Annotated in this window: 8 protein-coding genes and 1 pseudogene; 4 read left to right on the plus strand and 5 right to left on the minus strand. The window is 62.8% G+C overall.

The window, feature by feature from the left end; all coding sequences use genetic code 11:
- Positions 1–585: 585 nt before the first annotated feature.
- A pseudogene (locus GV832_RS22075) lies at positions 586–806 on the plus strand (hypothetical protein); the annotation flags it as partial.
- Positions 807–850: 44 nt separating this feature from the next.
- Here the strand turns inward: GV832_RS22075 and GV832_RS16565 are convergent.
- From GV832_RS16565 to GV832_RS16575, 3 genes are read right to left on the minus strand one after another with little or no spacing between them, the layout of a single operon-like run.
- Positions 851–1,114 (minus strand): hypothetical protein, encoded by a 264-nt coding sequence (locus GV832_RS16565; protein ID WP_168775997.1) that lies wholly within the window; start codon positions 1,112–1,114, stop codon positions 851–853.
- On the minus strand, positions 1,111–1,719 hold the full coding sequence (locus tag GV832_RS16570; protein ID WP_168775998.1) for a hypothetical protein: 609 nt from the start codon (positions 1,717–1,719) through the stop codon (positions 1,111–1,113). The genes GV832_RS16565 and GV832_RS16570 overlap by 4 nt, the downstream gene beginning before the upstream one ends.
- Complete coding sequence (locus tag GV832_RS16575) at positions 1,716–2,441, minus strand: nucleotide-binding protein (RefSeq protein WP_168775999.1); 726 nt, start codon at positions 2,439–2,441, stop codon at positions 1,716–1,718. Before GV832_RS16575 ends, GV832_RS16570 begins: the two co-directional genes overlap by 4 nt.
- A 776-nt stretch (positions 2,442–3,217) precedes the next feature.
- Between GV832_RS16575 and mobC the strand changes: the two genes are divergently transcribed.
- The 3 genes from mobC to GV832_RS22560 all read left to right on the plus strand — a co-directional run bounded on the left by mobC (position 3,218) and on the right by GV832_RS22560 (position 7,559).
- On the plus strand, positions 3,218–3,517 hold the full coding sequence (gene mobC, locus GV832_RS22080) for a plasmid mobilization relaxosome protein MobC (RefSeq protein ID WP_227754487.1): 300 nt from the start codon (positions 3,218–3,220) through the stop codon (positions 3,515–3,517).
- A gap of 157 nt (positions 3,518–3,674) precedes the next feature.
- Entirely contained in the window at positions 3,675–5,318 is a 1,644-nt protein-coding gene (locus GV832_RS16585; protein WP_168776001.1) for a relaxase/mobilization nuclease domain-containing protein, read from the plus strand.
- 144 nt (positions 5,319–5,462) lie between these two features.
- Positions 5,463–7,559 carry a UPF0149 family protein gene (locus tag GV832_RS22560; protein ID WP_494338079.1) on the plus strand — a complete coding sequence of 699 codons (2,097 nt, stop codon included), beginning with the start codon at positions 5,463–5,465 and terminating at the stop codon, positions 7,557–7,559.
- A gap of 140 nt (positions 7,560–7,699) precedes the next feature.
- On the opposite strand, the gene GV832_RS16595 is transcribed toward GV832_RS22560, so the two are convergent.
- Both GV832_RS16595 and GV832_RS16600 read right to left on the minus strand, forming a co-directional pair.
- Positions 7,700–9,634 carry a type IV secretory system conjugative DNA transfer family protein gene (locus GV832_RS16595; RefSeq protein WP_168776003.1) on the minus strand — a complete coding sequence of 645 codons (1,935 nt, stop codon included), beginning with the start codon at positions 9,632–9,634 and terminating at the stop codon, positions 7,700–7,702.
- A gap of 5 nt (positions 9,635–9,639) precedes the next feature.
- Positions 9,640–11,673: a hypothetical protein gene (locus GV832_RS16600; RefSeq protein ID WP_168776004.1), complete on the minus strand. Its 2,034-nt coding sequence runs from the start codon at positions 11,671–11,673 to the stop codon at positions 9,640–9,642.
- Positions 11,674–11,683: the final 10 nt, after the last annotated feature.

The following is an 11,683-nucleotide window of genomic DNA, read 5'->3' on the forward strand; positions in this document are numbered from 1 at the left end:
CGAAAGCAACAACGCTCGCGACGAAATCAAAGCCTTCATGACAATCCCGCTCGATTCACAAATCCGTGAACCAGCCTAACCACCCATATCCCCAAATCAACCAAAAATTAGCAAACAATGCCAAAATCCCAGAAGCTTACCCCGCCACAGGCGCCTGGTGCACGCCTTACAGCGCCAAAATAACCTACTGTGCACCCAACCTCCACTGGCCAGCAGGAGGAGGCGGACGACATCGTGTGCTTTGCCTTCTCCCCGCTTCGCCATAGGGAGCTTGGGCGCTGGAAAGCATGCGACCCCTCAGCGGACCGCGGGACATCTGAACCTGCGCTACTGGGTTGGTCGAGGTGGAGTTTAGGACTTCAGCCACGAAAATCACGGAGAGCGCCCGGTAGTACTGATGCATCCTGCAAGTGCGTCACCGGAATGTTCTGCTTAGGTCAACCAAGGACAGATAGAACCGGCGTTAGTGTCCGCGGAGCTGGTGTAAATTCATCGCCGTCGGCGGTGTGATCCTGAGTGGCCATCGAGGTGTGGGATCGAGGTGGAGTTTGGCGACTTCCACCAGAGACCATACGGAGCCCCCCGATGACCAAGACCAACATGGACCCATCCGAGCTTCTGGCCAAGCACGATCAGGGTGATTTCCTTCGCGGCATAACCGAGGCCGTCCTGCAGCTGATCATGGATATCGAGCGTCAAGAAATCGATCCGGGGGATCGATTTTAGCGAAGATGGACGTGGAGGGCCTGATCGGCGCCGGTCGGCATGAACGCAGCGGCGAACGGACGACCTGGCGCAACGGGTATGGACCCTATTTCAAACCGACATCCGATCTCGGGGGCCCATTCCGCTATCCATTCCCATCCATTTCTTCGGCGCAAATCACTGGCTGGGGGCGCAAGGCCTGCAATTCCAGGAGACTGGTGACTGTCAAGCAGGCCTTTGGCTTGCGCTTGTTGGCGGTGTACCAAACGGACCTGCGTTCTCCGGACAGGGCGAATGAATAGGTCACTCCAACAAGCTCGCGCGTGACGGGGTTCAGCATCCATTCGACGGGCCGGCCAATGTCGAGCGGAGACAAATCTGCACCCTCGGGCGTCTGGATAGCGGTCATTGGGCGTCTCCCTCGTTGTCCTTGGTCATGAATTTGGCTTTGGTCAGGGCCGCATCGAAGGCGGCCTCGAACCTTTGTCGAAAGGCGGGGCCAATGGCGCGGCCGAGACCCATGAGGCCCAAAGGGTCACGCTTGGCCTTCAGGGCAGCCGCAAAATCGGCAGGCAGGGTCAGGGTGACGCTGGTCGGGTACTTGCCCCGGGCGCCGCGCGGTTCGTTGACCTGCGGTATCCCGCTGACCGCCCAATCCGCGCACATCTGATCTCGCATCCCTTGAGCCACGTGGCGGATCAACAAGGAAACGGGGCAAAGCGCAGCCTCTGCCCAAGCCTGGGCCAAAGTGGCTTGCCTCTCCGTCAGGGAGACCGCGACATAGACGACGCATCCCCTTGTGCCTGACTTGACCGAAGACGGCGCCAACGGGGCCGCAAGCGTTTCCTTCTCGTCACGGGTTTCTTTGGGCGCAGCAGCGATGCCGCCGGAGGATTGGCGCCCTCCAGCGGCTCCTTCATGAACGACCAATGGACCGCTGCCAAAGCCTAGCTTCTCGGAAAAGCCGCTGTCGCGACGGATGATCTGCATCAGGTCCTTGCGGGGCGCCATCATTCGGCCTCCGCAGGCGAAGAGATCAGCCGATCGATCTCGTCAAGGACTTCGCCCGCCTCGCTGATCGCATTCTGTATGTGAATGGCCAGGGCACGGTTCGGGATGTTCACGGCGATCTCGCCAAGGAGCCCTTCTTTGTCCATGCGCAGATAGGCACTGCGGTTCGACAAGAAGGCATCGCAAGCTGGCAGCGTGCAGAAGAGTTCCTCGGCAATTCCGCGCTCGGTTTCAGAGATGCGAACCGGTACCCGGCTCAGGGTCACGGAGAAGCCTGCGAGCTTTGATGGCTCTGCCACACGGCTGCGCAACTTGAGATACCAGTTGGCGGTCTCGATGGTTTCGGCCAGGTCGCCACGCGAGAGCATCATCGGCGCGACAATGCGGTGGGCTGCGATGGCCAAAAGGTCTTGCGCCTCTGAGCCGCCGCCGAAGGTGTCGATCAGGATGAGGTGCTCCTGATCGGCTTGCTCGTAGATCTGATCGATGGCCTCGGTCACCCGCTGCGCTTCAAGGGTCGCGATCACCTCGACCGAAGGCGACCAATTGCCGGAGGCCTTACCCTCTGTCATCCACTTCAGGCAGGACTTCGACGTGTCGGTGTCAAAGATCGTGACCGTCTCACCCCGCGAGGCAGCCACGGAAGCGAGAGCCCGGCAGAGGGTACTCTTTCCTGACCCGCCCTTCCTGTTCATCACCAGCACAACGCGTATGCCGTTTCGCATAAGTCCCCTCCCCCAAGTCTGATCGCATTTCTCCGAATGCGGATCGCTGAATTCTTTTATCTGAATGCGCAACGCTCAATTCACATGACGTGGCGCACTCTTCTGAATGCGCTTCACATGTATCATAAAGCGGAGTGCGCAAGTTTTATCGCGCTTGCCTTAAGTCTGAGCTCACTTCTCCGATATCTGAACGCACAAATCTTTTATCTGATCGCACATTTCATCTATCTGATCCCTGAACGCCGAATACGCAGTTCTGACCGCATATGACGCATCGCCGCCTTCCTTTCTCCGAACGGGGATCGCTGAGCGGCCCGGCCCGTAATACAACAAAAACAGTCCCCTACAGACTATTACCTCAAGCGGATCCTCTTGGCGCAGATCACTTTCCTGAACCACCAACCTGTCACCCCGGATCCCGTCGTGCGGTCAGTGATCAGCGTTGCGCATTCGGTGGCGGGTGACCTAACGAAGGTTCGGACTGACCGCAAGTAAATTTTTACCTACGCAACACCCTTGAAATCTAGAACGGAAGGAAGGATAAAAAAGGTGGCAGGAAGTGCGATATGTCTACAATAATTCCGGGGTTAGAATTGACGGCTGAGCGGTTGAAGAATTCGGTGGAGACCCCGACGCCATTGGTCGCGGGCATAAAGCAGCGCGGCCGTCCGGCACTTGAGGCTAAGGGGCAAGTCGTGAGTTGCCGGCTTCCGGCAGAAGAGCTCAAGGCTTTCGATGCGCTCTGCGGACATCTTGGTGGATCACGCTCAGATGGGATGCGCTCGATCATCCGCATGGCCTCGGGCTTCCTGGAGTTCAGCCGCGAGGACAGCGCCCGCTTGGAGGAGATCCGCTACGAGCTCGGCAAGATCGGGACCAACGTGAACCAGATCGCACTGGCGGCGAACCGGGGTCGAGTGCCCTTGGTGCGGGCACAGTGGGAGGCTATCGATGAGCTGCGACGTGCGTTGCCAGGCGTGCGCAAGGCCTTGAGCGATGTTGTGGCCGAGCATCGGCGGCGTGGCGTGGAGCTCTTCCGCCGCTTTGCCGCAGCCGAGGCGGCATCGCGTGGTTAAGTTCGCCCCTCGCTCACAAGGCCTCGCGGAGGCTGTCCTTGGGGATCTCGACCTCCTGCGCCCTCAGCGCGGTCGTGTGCAGGGCAGTTCATCGGGCTTCCGCTTCTCGCCCAGGGCCAGCCAGCTCTGGCGTTTTGCCCTTGGCTCCAACGCAGCCGTGATCAAGAAGATCCGCAACGGGGGCACTGCCAATGGGCGCGAGCTTGCGACCCAGATGGACTATCTCTTCTCGAAGTCAGACGGCCTCTTTGGCAACGCCGTGGTGCTGGATGCCGAGGGCAAGGGCCTGTCCAAGGAAGAGCGCGCCGAGATCATCGGGGATTGGTCGGAAGCCTGGCGCGGCAGCCCCAAGAACGGCCACACCACGCACCTGCTTCTGAGCTTCCCGGCCGATGTCCGCCCGGACAAGGCCAAGCTGATTGCGGAAGTCTGGGCCTTCGAGATGTTCCAATCGGGCGAGCACCAGGACGATGCTTGGGCCTATGTCGCCGCACTTCACACCGATCGGCCGCATCCGCATGTTCACATGGTGATCAACAACCGGGGCCTCATGCGCGACAGCTGGTTCTACATGGCACGCGATCATGTCTTCAACCTCGACACGATGAAGGAGCGCTTGGTCGCCATCGCTGCCGAGGAGGGGGTCTTCCTCGATGCCACCTCCCGGGCTGAGCGAGGCTTGATGAGCTATGGTCCATCAAGGGGAGAAGTCGAAACCGCGAGACGCGAGGGCCGGGCACCCGAGCCTCGCGCGAAGGAAGGGCGAGCCTTGGACGCGGCCCTGGTGACCTTTGCTCAGACAGCCGAGACAATGCGCGGCCTCGCCCAAGTTGCAGCGCTGACGGGGCTGACAGAGGTGCATGACCGGATTGCCGAGACTGAGCAGGCCTTGGCCAAGGGTGGCATCTTGCATCGCTTCCAAGGCAGCGCCGATGCGGGCCGCGCCAACCTCGCGCGGCACTTCGAGGGCTGGATGGCGGGCGCTGAAGACCGGATTCGGAAGCTGGGGGCACCAGAGCGCAATGCGATGCGGAAAGAACTCTACGCCCATGCGACCGAGATCGCGTTGCGCCTTGGGGATACCCGAAGCGCAGAACTGCTGAGGATGCCGCCGCAGACCGCCCTCTATGGGACCGCCATCGCGGGCGATAGGGTGATGGCGGGCGATACCGTCACCGACCTGCGACCTAGTGCGAGGGATGTTTTGCGGAACGATCTTGTCGCCGCGGCCGCGTCTTTCGGTCTGAGCAGTGATCGGATAGTGGAACGCCTCGAAACTGGCGCAGCCAATGCTTGGGAAGAGCGCGCCTGGGTGCGAAGTGACCTTCTGGTCCTTTCGGGCCGGAGACGATTGGGCCTGCGCGATCCTGCACAGGCCAAGCTGGTGGCGGGGGATCTGCAGCAGTTTTACGACAAAGCCGGAACTCTCATTGATCGCAGCGTTTCGGCCGAGCTGGGGGCCCAGACGTACCGTGTGGTCAGCACGCTTCGCTCCATGGGGCGCATGATGCAGCTCGATGGCAAGGTCGCGTTCCGAAGTGACAGGCAAGCGGAACGCTTTGCGGACGATCTGCGGGACCGTTATGGGCCGACCATCATCGGTGATCTCGCGGCGGGAAAGATCGACGCATTGGCGCAGGTTATCGAGAGCCCCCAGGAACGCCTTTTGATCGCAAAAGCGATCCTCGCCGCTGGAAAGGCGCATCAGGCGCTTAGGCCGACCCTGCAAGATCAGACCGAAACCAAACAGCACTTGGGCTTCGAGGCAGGCGGGGGCAAGGACTGGGATCGGGAGCGCTAAAGCGATGAAGGCTCGGCAGGCTTGAGCTGCCATCGGCAGACCTGCCCGTCGAGGCAAGCCTCGGTCGCCCAGGCGAGGCCCTGACAAATCCTGTCCGGGGGGTTAGTCTGACACCCGGTCCAGGAACGACAAGGCAGCGAAGACGTGACACAAGGACGGATCGACGGCGCGGTGGCCGCTCTCGAAAGGGCGACCGACGGCAACATGGAGCATCGCCGCTGGGCGCGGGAGCGGTTCAGTGCGGATCTCCTCGATCAACCCGTCTTGGGCGCCCAAGTTGTTGCACAGATTTGCGCCTCGGCAGAACCGGGTCCCCGCGCCGAGCACTTGGCCGATCTCTTGGACGCCGGCCTCGATGCCGCCCGTATCGCACAGGAGAACGGCAAGGCCAGCGGGGCCCGGCTTATCCAGGCCATGGAAGAGGCCCTCGTCCTGGCCAGGCAACAAGGACGATTGACCCCGGTCCATAGCCTGCTCTTCGCACGTCTCTGGAGCCAAAATGGGCTGACGGCACCCACCGCGCTGGTGCTGAACTCGGACGATGTTTTGCAATCGGATCGAAGCCCGAAGGGCACCTCGTCTGAGGGGGAAGCCATCCTGACGGATCTTTTTGCCGAGCTGACCGAACAGGCAGGAGGCGATCCTCTGACCTTGCACACCGCTTTGACCGAATGCTTTCCCTCGATGCCGCCCGAGTTGCGCGCGCAAGTCGTGGCCTACTCGGTCGGGCGCAGTGATCCGCTCCACGCTGACTTGGCGTGCTTCTGGCTTTTGAACCCAAGCCCAGAGCTGCGCCTCGCTGCCGCCCAAGGGCTTGGGGCGCGGCTGGCCAAGGGCGCCCTGGGCGGTCGCATCCATTCCAAGCTGGTTTTCCTGCGCAGTTGGATGCCGGCGGATGCCGCCCGACAGGTGATCGACGCACTCCTGAAAGACGCCCTGCGCCGTGGCGTGCAAACCGATGCCGACAAGAGCCCCTGGAAGATCACCGAAGCGCGCGCCAGCCTGCCCGATGGCAGCGGGGCACAAAGCATTGCGGTCGCCCTCCAACACGGGTCCAACCGGAAGCTGGCCATGCTGCTTTTGAAGCAAGGGCACGGGGTGAAGGATGCCTATGCGATTTCCTGCCGGACGGCGGCCAACCTGAAATCCCTTCTGACGCGCATGACCAAGGAAGTGGGGGCCCTGAAGGTGACCAGCGGCTATGTTCAAAGCGCGGTGGCTGCAGCTTTGGCCGACGGTCTCGCCCAGGATCAGCCCCCGGTGCCGGGACTGATCGATCTGGTTCAGCTTTGCGGTTTTGATGCCCTGCGCCCCGAAACCTCTTCCACCGCCGATCTCCTTGGTCGCTTGTCCGGGGCGGTACAAATCGCGACCATGACCCCCAAGGCACGGGGGGACCTTGTCGCCAAGAGCGATGAACTCTGGGAGCGCCTGGATTTCCTGGACAGCTGGTTCGAGGACAGCGACGCCGTCCAGGACCTCTTGAATGCAGCGCGCAGCACGAAGGCAGCCGAGGCGGCACTTTGGAAATGGCTGGAAACCCGCCGAGACTGGTGGGCGCGCATATTCGCCCGCACGGCCGAGGTTCTTGCCGCCGCAGGCGACAAGGATGCGGCCGCCTTCGCGGTCAGCAGCATGGCACTTCTGGACGGCGCCAATCTGAAAAAGGTCCCGCTGGTGGGGGACGTACACACCCAGACCATGCAAGCGTGGGAAGAGCGCAGCGGGGACAATGATGCTAAGATGTCCTTCGAGGAAGTGCCCATGGAGAGCCCGCCCGCTGAGAAAAAGGGCGAGTTCAACAGCTACCTGAAGGGCTCCGGGATCTCTCTCGACTGGGTGGAGGGCTACCTGACCTTCATCGTGATCACACCCAAGATGCTTCAGCCGAACCTCTGGCTGCCCCAGGTTCTGGCCGCGACATCGGCGCCCCTGACCCAAACGGAGTTCTTGCGCTTCATCGAACTGGTGATGATGCGCGCCCAGGCGATCTCGGATATGGCAAGCTCCGCTCAGGACTTCGCGGCAGCCTTGGCCGCTCGGTCCACCAAGAAGAAGCAGGACTGGCTCGCCGGCCTCGCCACTGCAGCGTCCGAGTTCAAATCTGCCTGGCCGAAGAAGGGGATGAAGCCAGAGGATATACGGCTCCTGACGCTTGCGGGGCGCGAAGCATTGACGCCTGACGAATGGGCTGAACTGGCCCCTTTGATTGCGTTCCGGCAATCGCGGAACAGGGACTGAACGCGCGTCAGACGCCGACGCTGATCAAAGGCCAGCCCGTCTTTGTGGGCCCATGGACACTCAGGCCATCAGACTGATGGCGGTGCCGGGAACGCTTCCGGCCTGAATGGCAACTATTCTTCGACGGGCCTAGCGCTGAACTACGCCCCCATTTCTGCCAGTTTGCCTTCGAAGCCAGCCATCCGGCGCATGGCCACAGTTTGCGCTGGTGTCAGGACCGCAAGGTCCGGACTAGCCTCGGGCTCCTTGGTCCGGGGCGCATGCACACCCACCGGAGCGACGAGAGCGGCGGCGAGGGACGGCTCTTTCGGCCCATCCTGCGCCGCACCCTTTCGGACATATTCGATTTGTCCGAGGGCCGCGATCTTGCGCTCCATGGCATCGAGCCGCGCGGCCAGCCCTTGGACTTCCGCCGTCTCAGAGGACGTATAGGGCAGCGGCCCGGTCTGTGCTTCGAAGATTTTCAGGAAGGTCGGGTCCTGGAAATAGACGATGCGGCTGACCAGGAGCGGGTTTTGACGCTCGGGGATCAGGATGGCCTGATCAGCATCGAGGCGGCGGATCTCGTCGGGCATGAGGAGGGGGCGTTCTTCCATGCGGCGGCTGACCGAGCGACGCTGCACGAAATCCCGGTCACGGGACAGGCTGTCGGAGACGGCGAGTTTGGTGGTCTTGCCGAGCGCGTTGGAGATCTCATCGGCGGTCTTCTTGTCGTTGGCTGCGAGATAGAGCTTCATGCCAGCGGCGGATTCCAGCGACATGCGAATGTTCTCACCATAGATGTTGTCGAGGCCGGGGATGGACTGGGTGATGATCGAAACGCGAGCCCCGTGGCCCGCCAGCTGTTTCAGGGCCTGTTCGACGATGGGCATGGGACCGAGCTGGTCGAACTCGTCCAGCAAGATCATCACGGGCCATGGTTCTTCCTCCGGATGGGGGAGGGTCGCGCGCATCGTGGCGATCAGCTCGCCGAAGAAGAGGCGGATCAGGGGGGCCAGGGTGCGGATGTCGTCGGCATTGACGACGACATAGATCGAGGTAGGGGTCTTGCGCAGGTCGCCAAAGGAAAAGTCATTGGCGCTGGTGGCGCGGTCGACGGCGGGGTTGTTCCAGAGCGTCATCCCTGCGCCGCCCAAGACCGAGGCATGGGACGACAGCGTCCGGTCGGAATAGCCCGCGAACTTGCGGAAGGTTTGGGCGGCGTTGGGGTGGGTCACCTCTTCGGCATGCTGGCCATAGATCTCAGACGTTGCTCCTTGGCCGAAGAGGATGCGGCTGATTTCGCCCAAGGTGGGGCGGCCACGCTCAATGGCGAGGAGACCGGCGGCGACGAAAAGTTCGCGCCCTTCGGTCAGGAAATCGCCCGCAGTCCCCTTGTCCGAAACCGTCAGGAAATAGTCCGAAATCTTGGCAAGTTCGGTGTAGCGCTGCTCCAGGTTTGCGATGCGCGAAACGCGTTCGAGCGGGTTGTAGCGGTGGGTCGGGTGCTCGAAGTCGAAGGGCGAGAAACGAAAGACCGCATCTCCCTCGGCTTGGCGGTGGCGCGAGGTCGCCTCGAAGATCTCGCCCTTCACATCGAGGATGACGCAGGAGCCATTGAACATGAGGGTGTTGGGGATGACATAGCCCACGCCCTTGCCGGCGCGGGTGGGCGCCACGACGAGGCAATGGGGGAACTTCTGGAAGGTGGCGCTGACGTATGGCCCCGGCTTGGCCGGCGCCGAGAGCTTGCCGAAAAGAAGGCCTGCGCCGAGGGGCTGGAGAAGCCCGTTCATCTTCATCTCGATGCGGCTTTGGAAATGCGCCTGGCCATATTCGGTAAGCTGCTGGCGGAAGGAGAAGAGGACGGCGGCGAAGCCGAAGACGAGAGAGGACGCGCCGGTGATTTGCCAGGGCAGTGCCCAAGGCGGGGAAAGGACCGCACGCAAGCCTGGAAAGTCGGTCAGCATGACAAAGACGCCGGAGGCATTCGGGTCATGGCCGCGGGCGAAGTTGTAGATCAGACCACCAGCAAGGAGACCGGCGAGGGCTCCGGTCAGGAGGCCGAGAGCCAGGAGGGCGAGGGTGCGGCGCATGGGTGTCAAAGCTCCCGGTCGGTGGAATGGGTGTGGATACGCTGGGGCTGGCGCTTGCCCTCGGGCGCGAGGGCTTCGGCCCGCGGCACATGACGTTGCCCCGCAGCTTCGATCTCGGCCGGGGTAAGGCCGATCCCGGGATGCTCCTTGGCGGCAGAGACCAGGGCCTCGGCCATGGCCGCGCGGGTGGCAGGGTTTGGGACATCCTTGGCGAGCGCCTCGGTGCGGCCCGCCGCGAGGTCTCGGATGACGCCCTGACCGAACTCGGACTTCAGGTCTTCGGCAAAGCTCCGGGCCTGATCGTCCGACTTGAAGGAGGCGGCGCCTTGAATGGCATTGACCTTGGCCAAGGCCGCCAACGCCCCAAGGACACGTCCGTGATCGGGCGCACGATCCAAGACTTGCTCGGTGCCATGGGCTTCGCGGAGGGTGTCGGCAGCTTTCTGGTAGAACCGGTCGACCAGTTTCGCGGCCTGGCTGCGATCATCGTCATCGCCCATGTCGAGACGGTGGCGGGAGGCGACTTCCCGGATGTCGGACTGGACCCAGCCTGCCTCCTGCCGCGCATTCACCGCCCCGGTTTCCAGGCGGCGCGTGATCTTGGCAGGGTCAATGCCAATGGCTTCGGCCTCGGTGGTCAGCGTCTCGCGAACCCGTTCGCGGCTCTCGGGAGTAAGGACCTTTGCTTCACCTCCGAGGGTCAAAGTCTCGGCATGAAGGCTCGCCCCATAGAGGGTTGAACGCGGGGCGGCGTCGAAGCTTGCCTTTTCCCGGTCAAGACCGAAGGCGGCAGCCGCCTCAGCGGCGATACCGTACATTTCTTTGCGGAGATCGTCTTGGGCATCCCAAGGGAGCTTTCCGATCCGGGCATCGGTGGCCTCGACCCAGGCCGAGAGACTGGCCGAAGGATCCCGCCAATCCTGGGTTCGGACCCGTTCTTCGGCCGCGAAGGCCTGCAAGACCGGGCTCTCGCTCAGGTGGTTGGCGACCGCACGACTGACGACGCTTTGGTCAGGAAACTGTACCAAGGTCGCACTCTGCCCCTCCCGGGTCTGGGCAGTGACAGTCAGGACCCTGTCGGGCAGGTGACCGATGGAGCCACCGTCGATGAAATCCCCGCGCCCGAGTGTCTCCTCCGCGTCAGGGACATGGGCCGCGACTGCCTTGCGGAAGCCGGGATCGGCCACGAGATCATCGGCGAGCCTTCGGGTTTGGCTGTCATTGCGGCCGAGGCTCAGGATCAGCTGGGCATCCTCGCCCGCGTAGATCGCCGTCTCGCGCTTGGGTTCATCGGGAGGCGAGCGCAGTTCGACGCCGAGCGTCACCCCTCGCTGGTGTGCTGGGACCACTTCCGGCACCCCCGCATCCGCCCGAACCATCCCCTCCTCCCGGGAATTGACCGCCGCTTGGAACTGCAGCCCGGGAGGAGGTCCTTCCCCATGCTCGGCCCACAGTGCCGCCGCCCTTTCGGGCCGAGCACCCGCATAGGTCTCGAGATCGTCCTTCAGCTGGGCATCGATCCTGGCCTCGGTGGTCCTTGCGGAAACGGCGTGCTCGGTCCCTTTGGGCGACACCTCCGCGCCGCGATCTGCATTGCTGAGACGCTCGGAGATCGAGACCTCCATGGCATCATAGAAGCCAGTGCGGAAAGCGGCGTCCGGGGCATGGGAGTTTGGCAGGGATTTGACGTGACGCGGTTCGCCCGCCTCGTTGCGCCCGTGGATCTCGGTGCGGGCCATGGTGCGGGCGGTGTTGCCATCGACATGGGTGACCGAGGGCCGCTCGGCAGGATCGGCGCGGAAGAAGGCGGCACCTGCCTCGCGCGGATCGGTGAACTCCCGGGCCTCACCGGAATGGGTCAGGCGAACCGAGAAGTATTCTCTGCGGCTTTCTGGAGGAATGGCCTCGAGATCGGCGCCGGATGTTTGGGGCCGCTGGGCCAAAGGTCGCACCTCAGGCGCCCGCACTGCCGCCGTCGGCACCGGCACTGGCGTGGCTTCGCCCCTTGCCGCGGGCTCCCCCGCCCATTCCTTGGACACCGTCCGTTCC

Source organism: Stagnihabitans tardus (assembly GCF_009925085.1).
Classification (GTDB): Bacteria; Pseudomonadota; Alphaproteobacteria; order Rhodobacterales; family Rhodobacteraceae; genus Stagnihabitans; species Stagnihabitans tardus.